20 protein-coding genes are annotated in these 24487 nt (G+C 61.0%); 5 read left to right on the forward strand and 15 right to left on the reverse strand.

The genetic code is table 11. From position 1 onward, the window contains the following. Positions 1-26: 26 nt before the first annotated feature. From urtE to urtA, 5 genes are all read right to left on the reverse strand, one after another. Entirely contained in the window at positions 27-725 is a 699-nt protein-coding gene (gene urtE / locus LOY43_RS02960) for an urea ABC transporter ATP-binding subunit UrtE (protein ID WP_095047335.1), read from the reverse strand. 140 nt (positions 726-865) lie between these two features. Further along, positions 866-1735 carry an urea ABC transporter ATP-binding protein UrtD gene (gene urtD, locus LOY43_RS02965; protein WP_408980823.1) on the reverse strand — a complete coding sequence of 290 codons (870 nt, stop codon included), beginning with the start codon at positions 1733-1735 and terminating at the stop codon, positions 866-868. Continuing rightward, positions 1732-2811: an urea ABC transporter permease subunit UrtC gene (gene urtC, locus LOY43_RS02970; protein WP_095126125.1), complete on the reverse strand. Its 1080-nt coding sequence runs from the start codon at positions 2809-2811 to the stop codon at positions 1732-1734. Before urtC ends, urtD begins: the two co-directional genes overlap by 4 nt. Further along, positions 2811-4313 (reverse strand): urea ABC transporter permease subunit UrtB, encoded by a 1503-nt coding sequence (gene urtB, locus LOY43_RS02975; protein WP_220557527.1) that lies wholly within the window; start codon positions 4311-4313, stop codon positions 2811-2813. The genes urtC and urtB overlap by 1 nt, the downstream gene beginning before the upstream one ends. Before the next feature lie 143 nt (positions 4314-4456). Next, positions 4457-5722: an urea ABC transporter substrate-binding protein gene (urtA, locus tag LOY43_RS02980; protein ID WP_095047339.1), complete on the reverse strand. Its 1266-nt coding sequence runs from the start codon at positions 5720-5722 to the stop codon at positions 4457-4459. Positions 5723-6169: 447 nt separating this feature from the next. Between urtA and LOY43_RS02985 the strand changes: the two genes are divergently transcribed. Continuing rightward, on the forward strand, positions 6170-10843 hold the full coding sequence (locus tag LOY43_RS02985) for a DUF4329 domain-containing protein (protein WP_408980824.1): 4674 nt from the start codon (positions 6170-6172) through the stop codon (positions 10841-10843). A 67-nt stretch (positions 10844-10910) separates the two neighbouring features. Here the strand turns inward: LOY43_RS02985 and LOY43_RS02990 are convergent, their stop codons facing one another. The 10 genes from LOY43_RS02990 to cbiE form a co-directional block, all read right to left on the reverse strand. Further along, the gene (locus LOY43_RS02990; RefSeq protein WP_095047341.1) at positions 10911-12284 is read right to left on the reverse strand and encodes a PepSY domain-containing protein; all 1374 of its coding nucleotides are present in this window, start codon (positions 12282-12284) and stop codon (positions 10911-10913) included. Between the two features lie 121 nt (positions 12285-12405). Then, positions 12406-14526 carry a TonB-dependent copper receptor gene (locus tag LOY43_RS02995; protein WP_258709172.1) on the reverse strand — a complete coding sequence of 707 codons (2121 nt, stop codon included), beginning with the start codon at positions 14524-14526 and terminating at the stop codon, positions 12406-12408. An 84-nt stretch (positions 14527-14610) separates the two neighbouring features. Continuing rightward, positions 14611-15069 (reverse strand): DUF2946 domain-containing protein, encoded by a 459-nt coding sequence (locus tag LOY43_RS03000; RefSeq protein ID WP_258709173.1) that lies wholly within the window; start codon positions 15067-15069, stop codon positions 14611-14613. Positions 15070-15090: 21 nt separating this feature from the next. After that, positions 15091-15570, reverse strand: coding sequence for a copper chaperone PCu(A)C (locus LOY43_RS03005; RefSeq protein WP_258709174.1), 480 nt, complete (start codon positions 15568-15570; stop codon positions 15091-15093). A gap of 48 nt (positions 15571-15618) precedes the next feature. Continuing rightward, the gene (locus LOY43_RS03010; protein WP_122599673.1) at positions 15619-16017 is read right to left on the reverse strand and encodes a DUF2946 domain-containing protein; all 399 of its coding nucleotides are present in this window, start codon (positions 16015-16017) and stop codon (positions 15619-15621) included. Between the two features lie 97 nt (positions 16018-16114). After that, a complete protein-coding gene (locus LOY43_RS03015) occupies positions 16115-16405 on the reverse strand; it encodes an addiction module antidote protein (protein WP_077570750.1) in 291 nt (96 codons plus the stop codon). Positions 16406-16408: 3 nt separating this feature from the next. Next, on the reverse strand, positions 16409-16711 hold the full coding sequence (locus LOY43_RS03020) for a type II toxin-antitoxin system RelE/ParE family toxin (protein WP_122606498.1): 303 nt from the start codon (positions 16709-16711) through the stop codon (positions 16409-16411). Positions 16712-16882: 171 nt separating this feature from the next. Beyond that, positions 16883-17599 (reverse strand): cobalt-precorrin-6A reductase, encoded by a 717-nt coding sequence (locus tag LOY43_RS03025; protein ID WP_258709175.1) that lies wholly within the window; start codon positions 17597-17599, stop codon positions 16883-16885. Then, a complete protein-coding gene (locus LOY43_RS03030; RefSeq protein ID WP_258709176.1) occupies positions 17596-18693 on the reverse strand; it encodes a cobalt-precorrin-5B (C(1))-methyltransferase in 1098 nt (365 codons plus the stop codon). The genes LOY43_RS03025 and LOY43_RS03030 overlap by 4 nt, the downstream gene beginning before the upstream one ends. Beyond that, entirely contained in the window at positions 18686-19897 is a 1212-nt protein-coding gene (gene cbiE / locus LOY43_RS03035) for a precorrin-6y C5,15-methyltransferase (decarboxylating) subunit CbiE (RefSeq protein ID WP_095126116.1), read from the reverse strand. Before cbiE ends, LOY43_RS03030 begins: the two co-directional genes overlap by 8 nt. Positions 19898-20029: 132 nt before the next feature. Here cbiE and cobG point away from each other — a divergent pair, with 132 nt between their 5' ends. Genes cobG through cobJ form a run of 4 tightly spaced genes read left to right on the forward strand, consistent with a single transcriptional unit; the run spans position 20030 to position 24375 of the window. Next, entirely contained in the window at positions 20030-21325 is a 1296-nt protein-coding gene (gene cobG / locus LOY43_RS03040) for a precorrin-3B synthase (protein ID WP_305885173.1), read from the forward strand. Next, the gene (locus tag LOY43_RS03045; protein WP_093430238.1) at positions 21318-21944 is read left to right on the forward strand and encodes a precorrin-8X methylmutase; all 627 of its coding nucleotides are present in this window, start codon (positions 21318-21320) and stop codon (positions 21942-21944) included. The genes cobG and LOY43_RS03045 overlap by 8 nt, the downstream gene beginning before the upstream one ends. Then, complete coding sequence (locus LOY43_RS03050; protein WP_407082799.1) at positions 21941-22675, forward strand: precorrin-2 C(20)-methyltransferase; 735 nt, start codon at positions 21941-21943, stop codon at positions 22673-22675. Before LOY43_RS03045 ends, LOY43_RS03050 begins: the two co-directional genes overlap by 4 nt. Next, positions 22675-24375, forward strand: coding sequence for a precorrin-3B C(17)-methyltransferase (gene cobJ, locus LOY43_RS03055; RefSeq protein WP_258709177.1), 1701 nt, complete (start codon positions 22675-22677; stop codon positions 24373-24375). Before LOY43_RS03050 ends, cobJ begins: the two co-directional genes overlap by 1 nt. Positions 24376-24487: the final 112 nt, after the last annotated feature.

The following is a 24487-nucleotide window of genomic DNA, read 5'->3' on the forward strand; positions in this document are numbered from 1 at the left end:
AGGAAGCTACAGATTAGTTCGTTGTACTAGATCGTTACCAGCCCGCGTACACCTTCGGCCTCCATATTTTCGCCGCGACCTTGCTGGACGATCTCGCCCCGGGACATCACCAGGTACTGATCGGCCAGTTCTGCGGCGAAATCGTAGAACTGCTCCACCAGCAAAATCGCCATGTCACCGCGCGCCGCAAGTTTCTTGATGACCGCGCCGATCTCTTTGATCACCGAGGGTTGAATGCCTTCGGTGGGTTCGTCGAGGATCAGTAAACGTGGGCGGCTGGCCAATGCTCGCCCGATCGCTAACTGCTGTTGCTGACCGCCAGAGAGGTCACCGCCGCGACGCTGCTTCATTTGTAGCAGCACCGGGAACAGTTCGTAGATGAAACCTGGGACTTCTTTGGCTTCACTGCCGGGAAACCGCGACAGGCCCATCAACAGATTCTCTTCCACGGTCAGGCGTCCGAAGATCTCGCGGCCCTGTGGTACGTAGGCGATGCCGGCGTGGACACGCTGGTGCGGCTTGAACGCGGTGATCGGTTTGCCTTCCCAGTTCACCGCACCTTCCTTGGCCGGCAGCAAGCCCATCAGGCATTTGAGCAGGGTGGTCTTGCCCACGCCGTTACGGCCAAGCAGGCAGGTGACTTCGCCGACCTTCACGTCGAAAGACAGGCCCCGGAGGATGTGGCTACCGCCGTAGTACTGGTGCAGCTTGTCGACTTGCAGCATGTTCAAAATCTCCCTGTTGCACACAGAACCCTGTGGGAGCGAGCCTGCTCGCGAATGCGTTGTGACATTCAGCATGTTCATCGCCTGATGCGCCGCTTTCGCGAGCAGGCTCGCTCCCACAGGTTTTGTATTCGCAATGTTCAGCGGCCGAGGTAGACCTCGATGACGCGCTCGTTTTCCTGCACCTGCTCCAGTGACCCTTCGGCCAGCACGCTGCCCTGATGCAACACGGTGACGTGGTCGGCAATCGAGCCGACAAAGCCCATGTCATGCTCCACCACCATCAGCGAATGCTTTCCCGCCAGCGACTTGAACAGTTCAGCGGTGAACTCGGTTTCTGCATCGGTCATGCCCGCCACCGGCTCATCGAGCAGGAGCAATTGCGGGTCCTGCATCAGCAACATGCCGATCTCGAGAAACTGCTTCTGACCATGAGAGAGCAACCCGGCCTGACGATTGACCGAGGTGGTCAGGCGAATCGTCTCCAGCACTTCGCTGATCCGGTCCTTCTGCTCGCCACTGAGGCGCGCACGCAGACTGGCCCACACCGACTTGTCGGTTTTCTGCGCCAGTTCCATGTTTTCAAACACGCTCAGCGCTTCGAAAACGGTCGGCTTCTGAAACTTGCGACCGATGCCGGCCTGAGCGATTTGCACTTCGCTCATCTGCGTCAGGTCGAGGGTTTCACCGAACCAGGCCTTGCCGTGACTGGGGCGAGTCTTGCCGGTGATCACGTCCATCAGCGTGGTCTTGCCCGCGCCGTTGGGGCCGATGATGCAGCGCAACTCACCGACGCCGATGTACAAGTTGAGATTGTTCAGTGCGCGAAAGCCATCGAAGCTGACGCTGATGTCTTCCAGAGTGAGGATCGTGCCGTGGCGGGTATCCAGACCCGGGCCGACGCGCTGGCCGAGGCCGATCGAGTCGCGACTGGTGCCCTCGTCCTTGTTCGGTTCGACGGGGAAAAAGGCCGGTTCCAACATGAATTCAGCGCTCGCCGTGACTCTCATTGTTCACCTCGTTTCTTCAGCAGACCGATCACGCCTTTGGGCAAGTACAGCGTCACGACGATGAACAGCGCGCCGAGGAAGAACAGCCAGTATTCCGGGAACGCCACGGTGAACCAACTCTTCATGCCATTGACCACACCGGCGCCGAGCAGCGGCCCGATCAGCGTGCCGCGACCACCAAGGGCGACCCATACCGCCGCCTCAATGGAGTTGGTCGGCGACATTTCGCTCGGATTGATGATCCCGACTTGCGGCACATATAACGCCCCGGCCAGGCCACACAACACCGCACTCAACACCCACACGAACAACTTGAAACCGCGTGGGTCGTAGCCGCAGAACATCAAGCGGTTTTCTGCATCGCGCAACGCTGTCAACACCCGGCCGAACTTGCTCTGCGCCAGGCGCCAGCCGATGAACAGACTTGCCACCAGCAGCAACACCGTGGCCAGAAACAGCACCGCGCGGGTGCCCGGTTCGGTGATGCCGAAACCGAGAATCGTGCGGAAATTGGTGAAGCCGTTGTTGCCGCCAAACCCGGTCTCGTTGCGGAAAAACAGGAGCATGCCGGCGAACGTCAGGGCCTGGGTCATGATCGAGAAATACACACCTTTGATTCGCGAACGGAAGGCGAAGAAACCGAACACCAGCGCCAGCAATCCCGGCGCCAGCACCACCAGACACATCGCCCAGAGGAAACTGCTGGTTCCGGTCCAGTACCACGGTAATTCGCTCCACGACAGGAAGGTCATGAACGCCGGCAAGCCATCACCGGCGGCCTGACGCATCAGGTACATGCCCATCGCATAACCGCCGAGGGCGAAGAACAGACCGTGGCCCAGTGACAGCAATCCGGCATAGCCCCAGACCAGATCCAGCGCTAACGCGACGATGGCGTAGCAGAGAATTTTGCCGACCAGCGTCAGCGTGTATGCCGAGACCGACAGGGCATTTTCCGCCGGCAACAACGACAGCAGCGGCAAGGCAATCAGCAGCGCGAGGATCACCGCGCCGACCGCGATCGTGATTTTCGGTCCGGCCTTTTGTGTGGCCGTGACTAACAGAGGCTGGTTCATCAGTCGATCACCCGTCCTTTCAGTGCGAAGAGGCCTTGCGGACGTTTCTGGATAAACAGAATGATCAGCGCGAGGATCAGGATCTTGCCAAGCACCGCACCGATCTGCGGTTCAAGAATCTTGTTGGCGATGCCCAGGCCGAACGCCGCGAACACGCTACCGGCCAACTGGCCGACGCCGCCGAGCACCACCACCAGGAACGAGTCGATGATGTAGCTCTGGCCGAGGTCCGGGCCGACGTTGCCGATCTGGCTCAGCGCCACGCCGCCGAGGCCGGCGATGCCCGAGCCGAGGCCGAAGGCGAGCATATCGACGCGCCCGGTCGGCACGCCGCAGCAGGCGGCCATGTTGCGGTTCTGAGTGACGGCGCGAACGTTGAGGCCGAGGCGGGTCTTGTTCAGCAGCAGCCAAGTCAGCACGACGACGAACAAGGCGAAGGCGATGATGACGATGCGGTTGTATGGCAGAACCAGATTCGGCAAAACCTGAATCCCGCCCGACAGCCATGCCGGGTTGGCGACTTCAACGTTCTGCGCGCCGAACAACAAACGCACAAGCTGAATCAGCATCAGGCTGATGCCCCAGGTGGCGAGCAGGGTTTCCAGTGGCCGGCCGTAGAGGTGGCGAATTACCGTGCGCTCCAGGGCCATGCCGATTGCCGCCGTGACAAAAAACGCCACCGGCAGGGCGATCAGCGGGTAGAACTCGATGGCTTGCGGTGCGTAGCGCTGGAACATCAACTGCACTACGTACGTCGAGTAGGCGCCGAGCATCAGCATTTCGCCGTGGGCCATGTTGATCACGCCGAGCAGGCCGAACGTGATCGCCAGACCGAGCGCGGCCAACAGCAGGATCGAGCCGAGCGACATGCCGCTGAACGCCTGGCCGAGGATCTCGCCGATCAGCAGTTTGCGTTTGACTTGCGCGAGGCTGGTTTCGGCGGCGGTGCGTACGCCGGCATCGCTCTCGACGCCGGGTTCAAGCAAGCCTTCAAGACGCGTACGCGCCAGTGGGTCGCCGGTTTCGCCGAGCAGGCGTACGGCGGCGAGGCGCACCGCCGGGTCGCTATCGACCAGTTGCAGATTGGCCAGCGCCAGGCTCAGAGCGGCATGGACGCTTTCGTCTTTTTCGCCAGCGAGTTGCTGGTCGAGGAATTTCAGCTGCGCGGGTTTCGCGCTTTTCTGCAATTGCTGCGCGGCAGTCAGACGGATTTTGGCGTCGGCGGCGAGCAATTGGTGGCTGGCCATGGCGGTATCGATCAGACCCCGCAGGCGATTGTTCAGGCGCAGAGTTTTGGGTTGGCCGTCGATGGTCAACTCGCCTTGTTGCAGGGCGTTGATCAGTTCGATACGCGCCGGATCGGGCTGCGCGGCCCAGGTTTCCAGCAGTTTGGCTTGTTGCACGGGATTGGCCGCGACGAAGTCTTCGGCATCGCCGGCATGGGCCACCATCGGCAGCAATAGTGCGATGGCTAGAAGCAAGCGGTAGAGGGCAGTGCGCATATGCGTGGCCTTGCGTAGTGATCGTTCCCACGCTCCGCGTGGGAATGCAGCCCGGGACGCTCCGCGTCCCCAAAGCGGACGCAGAGCGTCCGTTGAGGCATTCCCACGCAGAGCGTGGGAACGATCAGGTTGAGCGGGATAACTCAGTTGCTCTTCACCGCATAATCCGGCTTCTTGTCGTTGCCCTGAATGAACGGGCTCCACGGTTGTGCGCGAATCGGCCCTTCGGTCTGCCACACGACGTTGAACTGACCGTCGCTCTGGATCTCGCCGATCATCACCGGCTTGTGCAGGTGGTGGTTGGTCTTGTCCATGGTCAGCGTGTAACCCGACGGCGCGGCAAAGGTCTGGCCGGCGAGGGCTTCGCGGACTTTGTCGACGTCAGTGGATTTGGCTTTCTCGACCGCCTGCGCCCACATGTGGATACCGACGTAAGTGGCTTCCATCGGGTCGTTGGTCACGGCTTTGTCGGCACCCGGCAAGTTGTGTTTCTTCGCGTAAGCCTTCCAGTCATCGACGAACTTCTTGTTCACCGGATTCTCCACGGACTCGAAGTAGTTCCAGGCCGCGAGGTTGCCCACCAGTGGTTTGGTATCGATGCCGCGCAGTTCTTCTTCACCGACCGAGAACGCTACCACCGGCACGTCGGTGGCTTTCAGACCCTGGTTGGCCAGCTCTTTATAGAACGGCACGTTGGAGTCGCCGTTGACCGTCGAGATGACCGCAGTCTTGCCACCGGCGGAGAATTTTTTGATGTTGGCGACGATGGTTTGATAGTCGCTGTGACCGAACGGCGTGTAGACCTCTTCGATGTCCTTGTCGGCCACGCCTTTGGAGTGCAGGAACGAACGCAGGATCTTGTTGGTGGTGCGCGGGTAGACATAGTCGGTGCCGAGCAGGAAGTAGCGCTTGGCGCTGCCGCCTTCTTCACTCATCAGATATTCAACCGCCGGGATCGCTTGCTGGTTCGGCGCAGCGCCGGTGTAGAAGACGTTCGGTGACATTTCTTCGCCTTCGTATTGCACCGGGTAGAACAGCAGACCGTTGAGCTCTTCGAACACCGGCAACACCGATTTACGCGACACCGAAGTCCAGCAGCCGAACACCACGGCGACCTTGTCCTGGGTCAGCAACTGTCGGCCCTTTTCGGCGAACAGCGGCCAGTTGGATGCAGGGTCAACCACCACTGGCTCAAGCATCTTGCCGTTCACACCGCCCTTGGCGTTGATTTCGTCGATGGTCATCAGCGCCATGTCTTTGAGCGACGTTTCGGAGATCGCCATGGTGCCGGACAACGAATGCAGAATCCCGACCTTGATGGTCTCGGCAGCCTGGACAGTCCAGGTCATGCCCATCGCGGCAATGGATGCCGTGAGTGTGAAAGCCTTGATCAAACTGCGACGCTTCATTGTGCGATCTCCATGAACATTTAATTTTTCTGGTTGGCAGATGCGGACGACTGAAGGTGTGTTTTGCAAGGGCTGTGCCCGGTCGGGATCGGGCAGGAAAATGTCGTGTTAGAGCGGTTGTAAGGTGGGGGCGCGCACCAGTAGAGGACATCTGACGGGCGCTGGTGCGTCCGGGCGCGCCAGATTGGGGCGCACTACTGAGCGGGAAGATGAAGATACATAAACGATAAACATGTACCTCGGCTCACGGCGCGTGCAGCAACACACTCATTTGATCGTTATCCCGATTGTTCTTCGCAGGTTTCTATCATGAGTAATAGTTCAGTCCGATCCAGACGTGCCGCAACCGAGTCCCGAAAATCCAGGCTACCTCCCCTGAGTCCGCCGTTTCTGTCAGAGGAGGATGCTGCGTATTGGGTTCATACGCGCATACCGCCCAAGCCGGAAATGGAATATGGCAGCGTGATTTTGCTGCGGCCGGATGGGAAATTCGTGGCCACTTCACCGATACCCGGAGAGGCCACCACCTTTGATTTGAGCACCATCATCGACTTTGATGCGCTGGGAGAGCTGGAGCCGCCCAAGGGGTATCGGTTTGCTGCAAACATTCACAGCCATGCCGCTCTTCACGATGTCGTAGGTGAGGCCTATCCAGAACTGGATGAAATGAACCTGCGACTCTTCATCAACTTCTTCTCCAGTAGCGATTTCATGGGGGATGTGGATGGGCGCGCCTATTTTCGTAGTTCATACCTCTCCGGCCCCGATGGAACATTGCTCAAGTATTCGCCCAGTGGTTCGAAAGCGGAACTCGATTACTACCGTTGGCACGAGGCAGGTGCACGACCAGGGCGTGAGCCGTGGACTCGTGACGTGATGAGCATCATCAATAAGCTTGCATCTGTCGGTGAACTGAAAGTCCTCGTTTCAAGTGCAGACTGGGGGCATTCGGTGGGTGTCGTACCGCCGGACTGGCAACCAGGCCAGGGTTTTTCAACGGGCAGGGTGACCGAATTACCTTTGATGACCCGCATTTGCTCCACTGTCGAGCGGGCGGTACTCGCTGCACTGAAATCAAGAGGTGCACAGGACTCGGGGTTACTGCTGAAGAAGACTGCTGGCAATGAGTATGTCGCGACCCATGCACGCCCGTTCGGGCTCGCGTCATGGGATCCAGCGAAGAACTTTGCGGCGGGTGATGACGGTCAATTACGGTTGCCTGAAGGCTATAGGCTGGAAGGTTTTTACTACGCCTCCCGTCCTGACCCTTCGCGGCTCACTCCTGCTCAGCCGTGGCTCTACGAGAATTTCTTCACGCCACAGGACATTGCTCTGGCCATTTCGTGTCACAAGAGGAGTCAGCAATTGGCTGTGGCCGGTCGACCTTTGTCGCTGTACATGCAGGCCAGCGATGCGTCCATGTTGAAGTACAGCTTCAGCGGCAGCGAGATAGAAGCGGCACTGAGCGTCGAGCATTACGACGGGTCGATCACCGACGCCGGGGTGCAATCCAGGTTGCTGACTGGAGCATTGTCGCCACGGGAATTTGTCTCGATGCTGATACTGGCGGGCCGGCTTGAGGTGTTGCGGGGCAGCGCGCTCTGGGCACGTTTGGGGAGGGTGGGCCTGGAATGGATACCCTTCGCGAACTTCCCTTGGCCGCCCTTGAGTCAGGCGTTTTTATCCGCCGATGACGCCGTTCGGTATGCCCACGAACAAGTCGGCATTCGCCGTGACCGCCAGTACGCAGGCTATGTATTTCAGCGCAGCGACACACGCTTTGTGGTCACCGAGCCGTTGGAAGGGGATATCGATGTGCTGGACCAGGGGCGACTTTATCCTCGGGATAATCGAGGGCGTCCGGTTTTCCCTGACGACCACGTGGTGCATGCCCGATATGTCTCCCACGTCGCGCTCACGCAGCTTGAGCCGGTCAATATCAGTTCCCGGCAGTGGACGCTCCAGGAGGCGTTACTAAGCCTGCAAATGTTGAGTGTAGAAGAGGTCCGGCAGGTATTGCTCGATAACACCGTTCTGTATTGCTCTGCTGCCATGAACAGTCTGGTCAGGTTTGCACCTTACGCAACCCCGGCTTCGAAGGATCTGGCGCGACGCCTGGGAACACGCGTGCATCCCGGTCCATTGGCTCTAGGTCTGGACAAGGGCAGCAAGCGACCGCAAGACTTCATCAGGGAGCAGGCCGCCGCCGGCTGGCTGTTCAACCTGACGGACAACGAGTTGTGGGGCCATCGCGGCCAAATATTACCGGGCTGGAGCATGTCAGAATCCGCCGGGTCAACCTCCGCAGAACCGACGTCACCCATACCTGCACTCCCTACGCCGTCCCTGCCTCAGCCGTCGCTGCCCCCGTATCCTTCGTCGTCTTCGCCCCGGCCATCTTCTCCTCGGCCTTTGCCATGGAAGCGGCCGGAGTTCGTCATGTACGGTCCTGTCTGTTCTTCGGCGGACGACGCGGCACAGTATCTGTTTGCTGGCGACAGGCGTTTGCACGATGAGAACCGTGGCTGGTTCGGATTCATCCTCAAGCACAAGGATCGAGAGGAATACATCGGCACGGAACTGTTTCCAGTCAGCGGTCAAGACAGCAATCTTTTTCGGCAGGCGTTGGTGTTCGCCTCTCGACGGTCGGCGCCGTGGCATCAATACCCGGAAGGCTTCGACATGTATGGGAGCTTTTATGCGCATCAGAAAGTAGAAGCATCTTCGAGCAGCCCTGAAGACTGGCTGGCGCAGTATTTTGTTTCGCCAGACATCCTGACAACAGCCATGTACTACGGTCGCCGTCGGCCTGTAATCGCTTCAAGCCCCGCCGCGTTTTATCTTGCCACTCGGGACGGTGCTCTGCTCAAGTATGCGAGGAGTCAGGCAAGCAAGTTGTTCCATGACGACACGTCTCAGACAACACTCGACTCGATCAAGCGAGGGCTCGCGTCCGGCGAGTGGCTGCCGACGGATTTCGTCCATACGGTCGCTGAAAGCGGCGAACTCTCGGTGTTGCGAACAAGCGCGTGCTGGGATCGGTCAGGAATGGTCAGGCCAACGTGGCAGCCCTACGCGAATCTGCAGCGGCGCTGGCTCGGCCCGGTTTTTCAGAGTGCTGACGATGCCGCAGCGTTTGCCAGATCGAGCTTGCCGCTGGTCACGGACAAACCTTTTGGCGGCGTCATTCTGAAACGCCCCGACGGCCTTTACGTAGCCTCTGCGCCCATCAAGGTGTCGCGGGAGGATTTCGACATCACCGAGATTTTTCCGGATGAAAGCAATGGCGCCGGGGTATTTCCTGCTGGCTGCAGTATCACGGCGCGTTATCGATCCAGAGTGGCCAGGGAGCTGTCGGTCATTTTTTCTCGTATTGAGAAGCAGATCTATCTGAACATGCTGTCTGTCGACACCGTGTACTCATCCTTCAAGCGGCTACCAAGACTGGCATGGGATGAATACCTGTTCGGACCCGACGGTTCGTTGATCCGCTATCAGCCAGGAATATGGGATCGTCTGCGCGCAGATCTCTTGGCAGCTTTGACGGATTACAAAACGCTTCCTGCGTCCCTTGATGGCGATGCGATAAAACAGAACATACGTAGCGCCAAGCTGAAACCGAGTGAATGGGTCGACGCCTTGGCAAAGGCCGGTTACTTGCAAATTGTCATCGGCAGTGAAATCTGGGGTTTGCCCCGCCAGATCAGTCGCTGGGTTCCTTTCTTTGCTGATCTGCAGCCTCTAATGGATTACACCAGAGCCGCGAGCGCACCACTTTGCAGCCCAGTGTTCGTTCAAGCAGATGCTGTTGCCCGGTATGTTCATGAAATCTCGGTGAGCAGGGACACCCAGACGTTCGGATTCATACTGCGCTCTCGGGATGGCTTGTTCCTCGCCAGCCTGCCCGTTGATGTGCAACGCTCTGGCCTGGCTGTGGATCGAGTATTCGAACAGGCAAGACTGCCTTCAGGGTTTGAACAGGATTCGATTTATCTGCGCGCAGCGCTGCCTCCGCTCGGCGCACGGCCTGACGATATGCGAAATGTCTTTGTACTTCCCAACGATGTTCAGCAAGCCTGCCGACAGGCCAGTACGCCGCGGGGGTACAGACCGATCTATATCTCCTGTGCCGATGACGCATTGTTGAAGCTGCAATTGCATGCGTTTGAACCCGGCGTGTTCTACGACGCTTTCGGGCAGGTTGAGTTGCGCCCCAATGCGTTTGTATCGCGTGAACAGGCAGCGATCGATGAACGTGACATTGCCAGTGGCCGATTCAGATTTAAAGACTACGTGCACCGGATGGCCAAGGCCGGCCGGCTCGACGTGATTGAAACCAGCGATTACTGGTCGCGGCAGGGTCAAGTGGATGAGCATTGGCAACCGCGTATGGCCGATACTTCCAACGAGCAGCGATGGCGAGATAGCCCGGTGCCGGCGCTGGGACCGATTTTTCATCACCCTGACGATGCCGCCCGCTATGCGCAACAACGCACGGACGATTCCGGTCACAGTGAAACCGGCTACGAAGGCGCGATCCTGGCGCGGTCGACCAGCAGTCGATTTGTCCCGCTCGAGCCAATAGTCTGGTCTGCCCATGCCGAGGACCCTGTCCTGCGGATATTTCGCTCGTCGAGTGATCCGACGATCAGTTGGCGCAATCCGGCGGCGCGTTACCCCAATGGCTACACACTCGTGGCCAGCCACCAGTTCCATCTGTCGGGCAATACCACGCTCGCACCGGACACTGATGATGTCAGAGCAAATTTCGCTTCGCCTGCGCGGGTGCATGCGCACACGCATGAACTGAAGAACCAGGGTTTCGACATTCAGGATTATTACTACTCAACGCCGAACCACGTGTTGATCAAGTACACACCCGTTTACTCGCAGGCCGAGAGGGATTTGCTGCTGGCCCGGCCTGTGGATTTCGAAGCGGGGCGCTGGGTCAGCCGGCTGAGTCCGGGCGAGTTTGTTTCACAACTCATGGAACTGGGTGAATTCAGGGTGCTGCTCGCCGGGCATTACTGGCGTCAGACCGGACGAATGGGCGCCGGCTGGAGAGTGCGTCGCCAGCAGCCTGTAACGGAGGGTGGTGCGCGAGTCAGGGACGAGTTGTAACGCTCGAACCAGCGGCAACACGGCAGGAGTGTGCCGCCGTCGGCGGCCACTCCACATTGAGTCGGATTTACGTCGAGGCAGACTCAGGTTGCCGGTCAAAGCGCGATAGCAGCAATCGATCCAGCAACCAGACGACCACCAGCGAAGCCCCCACCAACGGGAACACCACTGCCAGCGCCAACATGATTACCACGCCGGTTTTCCATTTCGGCAAGTCATGACGCAGCGGCGGTACGCCGAATTTGCCCTGTGGCCGGCGCTTCCACCAGATCACCACCCCGCTGACGGCACTGAGCAGAATCATCAGGCAGATCAGCAGCACGACGATCTGGTTGAAGGTGCCGAACATCTTGCCTTCGTGGAGCATCACGCCGATTTCCGTGGCCCGCGCCACAGTGCCGTAATGTTCGAAACGCACATCGGCGAGGACCTTGCCGGTGTACTGATCGACATGCAGGGTCGCATCGTTGCGCGGGTCATCGGCGAACACAGCGATGGTGAACACACCGGTGGCGGTGGTCGGCAGGGTGATGCTGTAGCCCGGCTCGACCTTGCGTTGGGTAGCAATGTTTTGTACGTCTTGCAGGCGGATGGCGGGTGCTGCGGGGCCGGCGTTGCTGGCGCCGTGGTTCATGTGTTCGGCGTGGTCGCCGGACATTGGCATCGGCGTGTTTTCCATCGCCCATGGCACGGTCTGGCGGGTGGCGCTGTTAAGGCTGCGCGCCTCGACATCGGAGGTCGGCACGTTGTCCCACATCGCCGCTGGAAAGACGTTCCACACCTGGGCGTATTGCTTGCCCCAGAAACCGGTCCAGGTCATGCCACTGAGCAACATCACCAGCAACAGTGTTGCACCCCAGAACCCGGTGACCGCGTGCAGATCACGCCACAATACGCGGCCGCGACTGTTCAGCCGTGGCCACAAAATCCCCGCGGCCTGACCGCGTGGCCACCACAGAAAAAGTCCCGACACCACCAGCACCACGCCCCACCCGGCGGCCATTTCGATGAGCCGATCACCGACGGTGCCAATCATCAATTCACCGTGGATGGCGCGGGCGATGGCTTGCAGGTTCTGTTTGGCATCCTGTTCGCCGAGGATATCGCCGTGGTATGGATCGACGAATACGTTGAGTTCGTGGCCGGCGTTCTTCACCACAAACTGTGCGCTGCGCTCGGCGTTCACCGGCGGCAGATACTGGGTGATCTGGCCTTGTGGATAAGCGCTTTTCACCCGTTGCAGCAAGTCCTCGGCCGGGACGGTGTGATGGCCGGCGGGGACATTGAGCAAGCTGCTGTACATCAGCGAATCGAGCTGCGGTTTGAACAGATAAATGATGCCGGTCAGGGCCAGCATCACCATGAACGGGGCGACGAAGAGACCGGCGTAAAAATGCCAACGCCAGGCCAGGTTGTAGAAATTCGGTTTGGGCTGTTTCATCACGTGTGCTCCGCTTGGCGAATTTTTTAGATCAAGAGATCGCAGCCTTCGGCAGCTCCTACAGGGTGTATGCGCTCCCATGTAGGAGCTGGCGAAGCCTGCGATCTTTTGACTTTTCTTGTTAGAAACTCATGTCGACCTTGGTCCAGAGCGTGCGCCCCGGTTCATTGATCGCTTGCGGGTCATTGGCCGGGTAGCCGAATCCGGCGTTGCCCGCCAGGTTCAGGTGTTCGGCGTAAGCCTTGCCGAACAGGTTGTCGACGCCGCTGCTGACCTTCCAGTTCTTGTTGATCCGGTAGGCACCGTTGAGTGAGAACACGCCGAAGCCGGAACTCTTGTCGTAATCCTTGCCGACCACGTTGCCCTTGTTCTGATCGATACGATTTTGCGCGGCAACCACCCTCCACAGTGCACCGGCGCTCCAGTTGTCTTCGGTATAGGTCAGGCCGAAACGCGCATCCAGCGGCGGCATCTGCGGCAGAGCCTTGCCGTCACTGCTGTTCTTGCCCCAGGCGTAGGCCAGGGTCGCATCGGCTTTCCAGTGGTCGGTGAGTCTGTACGCGGCACCGAGTTCACCGCCCATGATTCGCGCGTCAATGTTCTCGGCGCGCGAGGTGCTCATGCCCATCATTCCCGGGGTGTAATCAAAGAGGATGTAATCGCGCACCACGCCGATATAACCCGAAGCCCAGGCTTCAAGTTCGGCGCTCTTGTAGTTCACGCCAAAGTCGAACTGAGTGGTCTTTTCCGGTTTGATCGAATCGAACGCGTTGACCGATCCTGCCGGGCCGGATTTGGGCGAAAACAGCTCCCAGTAATCCGGGAAGCGTTGCGCGTGACCGAGGCCCGCATAGAGCGTGGTCGGACTGTCGGCGAGGTCATGCTCGTAGCGGATGAACCCGCTGGGTAGGGTGTCGGCGCGGGTATCGTCGGCGGTCGGGTTGGGGCGAGTCATCATTCCCGAGCCAGTGGCCTGTCGATAATCCTTGGCCGAGGCGCGGTCGATGCGGGCGCCGCTGATCAGCCGATCACGGTCGGCGGCGTACCAGGTCATTTCGCTGAACACGCCGTAGTTATGGAAATCGGCGTCTTTGGTGTAGGGCTGATCCTTGTAGGTATCGATGCCCATGCCGCTGCGCTGGCGGTGTTCGTTGGTCTGCGCGTCGAGGCCGGTGATCAGCTGAAAGTCAGCCCAGCGCCAGGTGGCCTTGATCCGTGCGCCGAGGGTGCGTCGGTCGACGTTGGACGCCATTGGCCCCGACATCATTCCGGTGCCGGACGGCGTGCGCAGGGTGTAGTTGTCCATCACGTGGTCGGCGTAGTTGTAGTAGACCTGCGCTTCGAGTTTCTCCAGCACGTCAGTGATGTTGGATTTTTCGAAACGCAGGCCGAGGCTTTCGCGCAGGAATTGCGAGCCGTCCATGCCGCGTCCGGCATAGCGCGCTTCGCCGTCGCCCTTGCCGGCGGTGAGTTCGATCAGGGTATCGGCGTCCGGGGTCCAGCCCACTGCGATGTCGCCGTTCCACTTGTCGTAGCGTGAGGCGACGATGTCGTTGTTGCCATCGCGGTAATCGTCGGAATGCGCGGTGTTGCCGATCACGCGCACGTAGCCCAACGGGCCGCCGGCAGCGGCGTCGACAACCTTGTCAAAACGTCCGTGGGAGCCGGCCAGAATGCTTGCGTTCACGCGGGTGCCGAGTTCGCCGAAGCTCTCTGGCTCACGATCGAACAGCACCGTACCCGCCGACGCGCCGGGGCCGTAAAGCACGGTTTGCGGGCCTTTGATCACGGTGAGTTTGTCGTAGGTTTCCGGCGAGATATACGAAGTCGGCGCGTCCATTCGGCCGGGGCAGGCGCCGAGCATCATGCTGCCGTTGGTGAGGATGTTCAGGCGCGAACCGAACATGCCGCGCAGCACCGGATCGCCGTTGGTGCCGCCATTGCGCACCAGCGCAAAGCCCGGAATGGTCTTCAGATAATCGCCGCCATCACTGGCCGGCACCGGTTGGCGCGGGTCTTTGGGGTTGGTGACGATGGTCAGCGGTGAGCTCGGGGCGATCGCGGTAATCACCGTCGGGCTCAGTTCTTCCTGGTGGCCGGTGTGATCATCGGCCAGTACCAGCGGTGACAGCAGGACGCCGCAAAGGACGGCGGTAGCGTGCCTGAAACGAACCCGCGATTCGTTCAGAGCGAAGGACGCCGGGGCAACGCCCGAGCGTGGAACAGCAGAAAACCTGGACATGACAATTTCCATCAAACAGTCGTAAACGACACGGCCGGCAGCCTGAGGCTGTCTTCTCAACCGTGTGCAATCAAAGGTGCGTGTTTACGCTGCGATGGGCGGGGCGCGACTGCGGGCGCCGGGGAAGAAGGTCTGCCGGGCGTGGCCCAGGCGCGGGGAGGGCGGGGTGAAGGTGTTCAGCGGCGCGATGTTGAAGGCGACGAAATCACCGCCCCCAGTCAGCGCCGGGCAGTTGAACAGCAGGCTGCAATAGCCACATTTTTCCCACAGCACGTGGTGCGAGGATTGCGGTGGGCAGTGTTCGGCGCTCGGTTTTGCATCATGGCCCGCGTGATCCATGCCCGGCATGTCCATCGACATGTCCATCGACATATCCATGCTCATCGGCATCGATGTCGAGGCGTGTTGATCCATCGGCATCGACTGAGAAATCAGTGGGCCGATGAAGATCATCAACATGGCGAACAGGGCAATCCAGCTGCCGCGAGTCAGGTGTTGAGTCTGACGGCGTTGCATTGGCGGCCTGACGCTCAGCGGGCGCATGGGCGGAGTCTGCCGGAAGGCTTACTGGGCGTGCGCGTGGGCCTGCGTGGTTTCCGGCGGCTTCTTCTGCACCGAGACTTCGACGGTGACGTCACCAGCCTTCTCGAAATGCAGTGTCAGCGCGAAGCGCTTGCCGTCGCTGAGCAGGCTGCGATCGGTCGGGTTAAGCAGCATCACGTGATAGGCCATCGGCGCAAACGTCACGTTGCCACCGGCCGGAATGGCCACGCTCTTCACTTGCTGCATCTTCATCAGATCGCCCTGCATGACGTGCTCGTGCAGTTGCGCTTCCTCAGCAATCGGCGTTTTCACGCTGAGCAGGCGATCATCAGTCTTGCCTGCGTTGTGAATGATGAAATAGGCAGCAACGGTCGGTGCATTCGGCGGCAGTTCCTGCGACCACGGATGAGCGATTTCCAGCTCGCCGGCCTTGTATTCGTGGGCATGGGCAAAGCACGCCGGCAACAGCAGCGCAGCGACGATGATGAGTTTGTTCAACATGGCAGTTCTCCAGAACGATTTGAAACGCAGGTCAATTGCGCGAACAAATCAAACTAGAGGGGAAGCGCGGGGATTGAGACTCGGCCATTGCTGGCGCGGAGTGGGTGTTTGCAGAGAGGCTGGCGCCACGCTGCGGTTGCTTTCGTAGCGGGCGAAATACAGCTGCGGCGAATGCCCCGGCAACGCGACCAGTGGCGCCGAGCCTGAGCAACACCAGCAATGCTGCATGTTCGAATGATTGTCGTTGCTCGGAGCCTTTTGATCGGTGGTGCCGATGTTGATCGCCACCATCTTGGTCCCGCTGCCGGTGCAGAAACTGCTCCAGAGCAACTGTTCGGCCGGTGAATTGGCCGCCTGCGCCATCGCTCCCGTCATCGGCATGGCGAGCATGTTGAACAGCACTGCAAAGCAGGCGATCCAGGCAATTGCTAGCCGGTGTCGGTTCATGGGACAGATCCATTGGGTGGGCGATCAGGCGCGGCTATTTAGCCTGATCAGGGCCGATAAGTAAAAAAGCGTCGTGCGGTTTGGTGTCGCAGCGCTTTCACAGTGTTACGGCATGCAATCGCAAACCCAGAGCCTTCATGACTTTCATGATAGTTGCGAATTCGGGATTGCCAGTGCTACTCAGCGCTTTATAAAGACTTTCGCGGCCCAAACCTGCATCCCGCGCCACTTGTGTCATGCCTTGAGCCCGGGCGATGTCATTGAGCGCTGCACGGATAAGGACGCCGTCGCCTTCATCGTCGTCAAAACAGGCATCCAGATACGCCGCCATGTCCTCGGGAGTTTTGAGGTACTCGGCGGCGTCAAAACGGGCGAATTCTTCGCTCATGATTTACTCCTCATTTCCGATGTTATGAGCCATCTGCACGGCGCGTTTGATATCTCTTTTTTGTGTCGATTTGTCGCCCCCGATCAGCAGCAGATAAATCACTTCGCCTTTGCGTGTGAAGTACATCCTGTAACCAGGGCCGTAATGAACACGCATTTCATAAACAGTGTCACCGACGAACCCGCAATCACCGAAGTTGCCATTTTCGGCTGTTTTAATTCTGGAGATGATTCGGCCTTTCCCTTTGATGTCTTTCAAGGAGTCGAGCCATTCGGAAAATATGCGGGATCGTTCAAAAGCGATCATGTCGGGATCGTATTCCTTGGGATACAAGCTGGCAAGCCGCTTTTCTCGGCTGGCTGCTTGTAGGGATTAAAGGAACCGAAGTATTGGAGTGAGGGTGTAGTGAAGAACAGTCGGCTGCGTCCTCAAAATTTGCAGGTAAATTCACAGATAAATACGAAATGATGAAAAGTCTTACGACGTCAGGGCTTCAAGGACTTCAGATGCTGATCGAAACTCCCGATCAACCCCCGGCAACCCCGGTCGCTTCAACACAATCACCGGCAGCCCACGCTCGCGCGCCACTTCCAGCTTCGGCTCGGTGGCGGTGCTGCCGCTGTTCTTGCTGATCAACACATCGATCTGCCGCCGTTCGAACAGTGCGCGCTCATCCTCCAGCAGAAACGGCCCCCGCGCGCCGATCACTTCGCAGCGTTCATTGCCCGGGTAGACGTCGAGGGCGCGCAGAGTCCAGAACTGGTCCTGAGGGATTTCATTGAGGTGCTGCAGCGGTTCGCGGCCGAGGGTGAACAGCGGGCGGCGAAACGGTTTGAGGGCGGTGATCAACTCGGCCCAGTCGCTGACTTCGCGCCAGTCATCACCGGGCTGCGGCTGCCAGGCCGGACGGCGCAGCGCCCAGCAGGGGATGTCGGTCAGTCGCGCGGCGGTCGCGGCGTTCTGGCTGATCTGTGCGGCATAGGGATGCGTGGCGTCGAGCAACAGCTCGATGCCTGCGTCACGAATGAATTGCGCCAGACCCTCAGCGCCACCGTAACCACCGACGCGGACCTGACAGGTCAGATCCGTCGGCACCCGACCAACACCGGCGAGGCTGTAGATATGTTCTGGCCCAAGCGTGCGGGCAATCGCCAGTGCCTCAGTGACGCCGCCGAGCAGCAAAATCCGCTTCATGCAAAACCTCCGGCATGCCCGACAATCCCGCCCTGACGATCAATTGCAAACACCTCGACCTGCACCTGCGCGGGCACCACGCTGCGAGCGAAATTCAAGGCATGGCGGCAGACCTCATCACCGAGGCCAACCCCCGCCGCACTGGCCATGGTCAGCGCCTGCTGACTGGTATTGGCCTCACGAATGCCTTGCTGCAATGCCTCGTCGGCGCCAATCGCCGCGGCCCAGTCAGCCAGTTGCGGCAGGTCGATGCTCGAATGCCGCGAGTGCAGGTCCATGTGCCCGGCGGCCAGTTTGCTGATCTTGCCGAAGCCGCCGCACAGGCTGAGTTTATCCACAGGCACTTTGCGCAGATGCTTGAGCACCGCGCCGACGAAGTCACCCATTTCGATCAGGGCGATTTCCGGCAGGTTGTAGACCCGGCGCATGGTGTCTTCGCTGGCATTGCCGGTGCACGCGGCGATGTGCAGATAACCATTGGTTTTCGCCACATCGATGCCTTGGTGGATCGAGGCGATGTAAGCCGCGCAGGAAAATGGCCGGACGATGCCGCTGGTGCCGAGGATCGACAAACCGCCAAGAATGCCCAGCCGTGGATTCATGGTTTTCAGCGCCAGCGCTTCGCCGCCCTCGACGTTGACCGTGACGTCGAAGCCGCCGGCATAACCGGTTTCGGTGGCAAGCAGTGTCAGGTGATCACTGATCATCTTGCGTGGCACCGGGTTGATTGCCGGCTCGCCGACACCCAGCACCAGTCCCGGCCGCGTTACGGTGCCCACGCCGGCGCCGGCATTGAAACGAATCCCCGGTTCACTCAGCAGCCGAACACGCGAATAGAGCAACGCGCCGTGAGTCACGTCGGGGTCGTCGCCAGCATCCTTGATCGTCCCGGCCTCGGCGCCATCATCGGTCAAGCGGCAGAACTCCAGACGCATCTGCACCTGTTTGCCTTTGGGCAAAACAATCTGCACCGCATCGGCCGCCAGTCCGCTGAGCAACAGGCGCGCGGCGGCCAGGCTGGTCGCGGTGGCACAGCTACCGGTGGTCAGGCCGCTGCGCAGGGGCGCGGGTTGTTCCGCGGTTTCGTCACGCATCGAGGGGTTTGACCAGATCGAGCAGGGTGATCGGCAGTGCCTGGCGCCAGGTGTCGAACTCGCCGAGCGGCTGCGCCTGGGCGACATGGATACGCGTCAGCTCGCCGCCGAAGCGTTCGCGCCAGTTCATCAGGGCCATTTCGCTTTGCAGCGTCACCGCGTTGGCGACCAGACGGCCACCGGGTTTGAGCTGTTCCCAGCAGGTTTCGAATACGCCCTCACGGGTGACGCCGCCGCCGATGAAGATGGCGTCCGGGCGTTCCAGTCCCGCGAGTGCCTGCGGTGCCTTGCCACGAATCAGTTGCAAACCGGGCACGCCCAGTGCATCGCGGTTGTGCTCGATCAATTGCTGGCGACCATCATCGGCTTCGATGGCCAAGGCGCGGCAGCTCGGATGCGTACGCATCCACTCGATACCGATCGAACCGCTGCCGGCGCCGACATCCCAAAGCAATTCGCCGGGGGTCGGGGCGAGGCGGGCGAGGGTGATGGCGCGCACGTCGCGTTTGGTCAACTGGCCGTCGTGCTGGAAGGCCGAATCCGGCAGTCCGGCGAGACGCGAAAGGCGCGGGGCCTGTGCGTCGGCCAGACATTCGATGGCGATGACATTGAGGTCGGCCACGGACGCGGCATTCCAAGCATTGGCGGTGCTGTCGATGCGCCGTTCGGCGTCACCGCCAAGATGCTCAAGCACGCTCATGCGACTCGAACCGAAGCCGCGCTCGCCGAGCAATTGCGCCACCGCTGCCGGGCTCTGGCCATCGTTGCTCAGCAACAACAGGCGCACGCCGCTGAACAATTGCGCATTGAGCGCCGCCAGCGGTCGGGCCACCAGCGACAGCGTCACCACCTCCTGCAATGGCCAGCCGAGACGGGCGGCGGCCAGCGCGCAGGACGACGGGGCGGGCAGGATCAGCATCTCTTCGCTTGGCACCTGGCGGGCGAGGCTGGCACCGACGCCGTAGAACATCGGGTCACCGCTGGCCAATACGCAAACTGCTTCGCCACGCTGTTCCAGCACCGGTGCGAGGGAGAACGGGCTCGGCCACAACTGGCGTTCGCCGCGAATACACACCGGCAGCAAATCCAGTTGACGCTGGCCACCGACGATCCGCGAGGCGCCCAGCAGGGCACGCCGGGCGTTTTTGCCCAGGCCCTTGAAGCCGTCTTCACCGATTCCCACTACCGTCAGCCAGGGTGACATCTATATTCCTCTAAACACGCCGTTCCGACGGGCAGTCTTTTCATGCCAGCGGACAAAGCAGGCATAATACCGCGCCTTCGCCCGCGAAGCGCCTTTCCCACGCAGCCGGTCAGCCCCTTGAACGAACGCCCGATGTCCACCGCCTTACGCCCCTCGGCCTGCCCGGGGTTACTGCGTATCGTCCAGGCACTGGACGGCGGCATCTGCCGGATCAAGCTCAATGGCGGTTCGATCAGCGTCGATCAGGCCGACGCGGTGGCCGATGCCGCCGAACAGTTCGGCGCGGCGATCGAGGCGACCAACCGTGCCAATCTGCAGATTCGCGGGATCGGTGAGCAATCTGCGGCACTGATCGAACGCTTGCTCGCCGCCGGTCTCGGCCCGCGCACGGCGGCCGGTGACGATGTGCGCAACCTGATGCTCAGCCCCGCTGCCGGCATTGATCGGCAGATGCAGATCGACACGCGCGGCCTCGCCGGGCAGATCCTCGATACTTTGCAAAGCCATCCACGGTTCCACGAGCTGAGCGCCAAATTCGCCGTGCAACTGGATGGCGGTGAAGCGCTGGCGATGCTCGAACATCCCCACGACCTGTGGTTGTCGGCGTTCGCGCGTGACGGTAAAACCTGGCTGGCGTTCGGCCTGGCCGGGTGCCCGACGGATCGCGCGGTCGGAGCGGTGGCGCTGGAGCACGGCCATGCGTTGGTGGTGGCGGTGCTGGAGTTGTTCCTGGCGTTGGCACGTCCCGAGCAGACGCGCATGCGTCATTTGCTCGATGAATTGCCGATGCCGGCGTTTCTGCAACAACTGAGCGCACGTTTGCCGATCAAGCCGATCAGCGATTGGCAGCGCACCGCCGTGGCGGACAATCTGCACATCGGAGTTCATCCGCAAAACACTGCGGGTCAGGTGTATATCGGTGCGGTGCCGGCGCTGGGCCGTCTCGATCCGGCGATGCTGCGCGGGGCTGCGCAACTGGCCCGCCAGTTCGGCAATGGCAGCCTGCGTTTTACGCCTTGGCAAAGCCTGCTGGTGCCGGGCGTCAAAGCAAGTGATGCGGCTCAGGTGCTGGAAGGTCTTGAGCAACTGAACCTGTTGACCCGCGCTACCGAGCCCCTCTCACGCCTGATCGCTTGCACCGGTGCCAGTGGCTGCGGCAAAGGCCTGGCCGACACCAAGCAGGACGCCCGCCATCTGGCGACGTTGCTGCCCTCGGCCCTCAACGTCCACCTCAGTGGCTGCACGCGCTCTTGCGCTGCCGCCCACTGTGCCCCGGCGACGTTGCTGGCCGTCAGTGCCGGTCATTACGACCTCTATTTTCGCGATGCGACGCTGCCGGGTTTCGGCGCGCTGCACGCACGCAACCTTACTATTGAAGCGGCCGCGACCCTGCTCGCCGCCCGCTCTCGGAGTCCCTTTGATGCTTGATTACATCCGCGATGGTCAGGAGATTTATCGCAACTCCTTCGCGATCATTCGCCGCGAGGCCAATCTGGCGCGCATCCCGGCCGATCTGGAAAAACTCGCGGTGCGGGTGATTCACGCCTGCGGCATGGTCGAGGCCATCGACGGTCTGCAGTTCTCCGAAGGTGCGGGCAAGGCCGGGCGCGATGCGCTCGCCGCCGGTGCGCCGATCCTCTGCGATGCGCGGATGGTCTCCGAAGGTGTGACACGTGCGCGCCTGCCGGCCAACAACGAAGTGATCTGCACCTTGCGTGACGAGAGCGTGCCGGAGCTGGCGCGCGAGCTGGGCAACACCCGTTCCGCCGCCGCACTGGAGCTGTGGCGTCCGCATCTGGAAGGCAGCGTCGTGGTAATCGGCAACGCGCCGACCGCACTGTTTTATCTGCTGGAAATGCTTGACGCCGGCGCACCGAAACCGGCGCTGATCCTCGGCTTCCCGGTCGGCTTCGTCGGTGCCGCCGAGTCGAAAGCCGCCCTGGCCGCCGACAGCCGTGGCGTGCCGTTCGTGATCATGCAAGGCCGCCTCGGTGGCAGCGCCATGGCCGCCGCCGCCGTTAACGCCCTCGCCACGGAGATCGAATGATGCAGGCCAAAGGACGTTTGCTTGGCCTGGGCGTCGGCCCGGGGGATCCGGAGCTGATTACCGTCAAAGCCCTGCGCCTGCTGCGCGAATCGCCGGTGGTGGCGTACTTCGTCGCCAAGGGCAAAAAGGGCAACGCGTTCGGCATCATCGAAGCGCATCTGCAACAGGCGCAGAACCTGTTGCCGTTGGTCTATCCGGTGACCACAGAAGCGCTGCCGGCGCCGCTGTCCTATGAGCAGGTCATCAGCGATTTCTACGACGAAGCCGCCGAGACGCTCGCCGCACACCTGGATGCCGGTCGCGATGTGGCGGTGATTTGTGAAGGTGATCCGTTCTTCTACGGCTCCTACATGTACCTGCACGATCGCCTCGCCAGCCGTTACGAAGCCCAAGTGGTGCCGGGCGTGTGCTCGATGCTGGGTGGCGCTTCGGTGCTCGGCGCGCCGCTGGTGTATCGCAATCAGAGCCTGTCGGTGCTCTCGGGCGTGTTGCCCCATGAAGAGTTGAAGCGGCGTCTGGCCGATGCCGACGCGGCGGTGATCATGAAGCTGGGGCGCAATTTCCCCAAAGTGCGTCAGGTCCTCGAAGAACTGGGTCTGGCCGAACGCGCGCTGTATGTCGAGCGTGCGACCATGGCCAATCAGAAGATCGTGCCGATGGATCAGGTCGAGCCGATGTCGTCGCCGTACTTCTCGCTGATCATTGTGCCGGGCGAACGGTGGCAAGGCTGATGACTCAATCTACGCCAGCCATCGTCATTCTCGGCCAGGGTAGCCTGGCCACCGCACGGCGCATTCAGCAGGTCTATCCGGCGGCGCAGATCCACGGCCTCGCCGGGCGCGTCGAAGGCGCCGATTGCACCTATCAGGAGTTCGGCGCGACCCTGCGTGCGCTGTATCAGCAGGACACGCCGATCATTGCCCTGTGCGCGGCCGGCATCGTTATCCGTACGCTGGCGCCGCTGTTGCTGGAAAAGGGCGCCGAGCCTGCGGTACTCGCCGTGGCCGAAGACGGCAGCGCCGTGGTGCCGCTGTTGGGTGGCCTTGGCGGGGTGAATGTCATGGCGCGCGACATCGCTGCCGGGCTGCAAGTCGCAGCCGCGATCACCACCAGTGGCGAGTTGCGTTTTGGCACGTGCCTGCTCAACCCTCCGAGCGGTTATGCCCTGGGCGATCTGGAACTGGGCAAGTGTTTTGTCTCCGACCTGTTGGCCGGTCACAGCGTGCGCATCGAAGGCGCGGCGCCGTGGCTGGATCAGGCGCAATTGCCGGAAGATCCGCAGGCGCAGCGCTCGATTCATGTCGGCAGTGCCGCGCGTGAGGCGAGTGCCAGTGAGTTGCTGATCTATCCACGCAGCGTCGCGGTGGCGGTGAGTGCCGAAACAGCTGACCTGGCGAATGCCGTTCGCCGCGCGTTGCAGCAGGCGAAAATCGCCGTGCAGTCGCTGGCCTGTCTGTTGGCCAGCGAGACGCAAATGGCTTCGCCACTTTTGCGTGAAGCGGCGCTTGAGCTGGGTGTGCCGCTGCGCTTCGTTGCGGCGCAAAGCGACATCGAAACTCTGGCACGTGCCGCAGTGCCTGAGGCTAAAGTTGTGGTCAGCCACGGCATGGCAATCGCGGTCGCCGAACAGCCGTTGGATGTTTCCAGCATTGGCCGGCCACGCGGCCGTCTCGCCGTGATCGGCCTCGGCCCCGGCGCTGCCGAACTGATGGTGCCAGCGGTGAAGGCCGAACTGGCCCGCGCCACCGATGTGCTCGGCTACGAAACCTACGTACGCATGGCCGGGCCGTTTCGCGACGATCAAGTGCAGCACTGCACCGACAACCGCGAAGAGATGCAGCGCGCCCGTCACGCCTTCCGGCTGGCTGCCGAAGGGCGCTCGGTGATTGTCGTGTCCTCGGGTGATCCCGGCGTGTTCGCCATGGCGGCGGCGGTGCTCGAAGCCTTGCACGAGTCGACGGACCCGGCGTGGCACAGCGTCGACCTGGAAATTCTCCCGGGTGTTTCCGCTTCGCTGGCCACCGCCGCGCAGGCCGGGGCGCCACTGGGCCATGACTTCTGCGTGATGTCGCTGTCGGACAATCTCAAGCCTTGGTCGATCATCGAAAAACGTCTGGATCTGGCCGCTGAAGCGGATCTGGCGTTGGCGTTCTACAACCCGATCTCCCGGGCGCGTCCGTGGCAACTGGGCCGGGCGCTGGAGATTGTCGCGCAGCATCGCGCACCTGAAACCCCCGTGGTGTTGGGTCGCGACATCGGCCGTCCGGGCCAGACCCTGCGCACCACGACACTCGGCGCCTTAACCCCCGAGCAAGTGGATATGCGCACCATGGTGTTGATTGGTTCTTCGACTACCTGCACCTTCCCGCGCGGTGACGGCGGCGTCTGGGTTTACACCCCGCGCTGGTACGGTGAAAAACCCGGGGCGTGAGAAAGTCGTGTTGAGCGTCAAGCGCAGTTGTAAGCAACTGCGTGAGACGTGATATCCGGTTAACGCTTCGGATTGAATCATTCCGCTCGAACACAAGGCCGCCAATCTTCTG

It is taken from the genome of Pseudomonas sp. B21-041, from assembly GCF_024748675.1.
GTDB lineage: Bacteria > Pseudomonadota > Gammaproteobacteria > Pseudomonadales > Pseudomonadaceae > Aquipseudomonas > Aquipseudomonas neuropathica.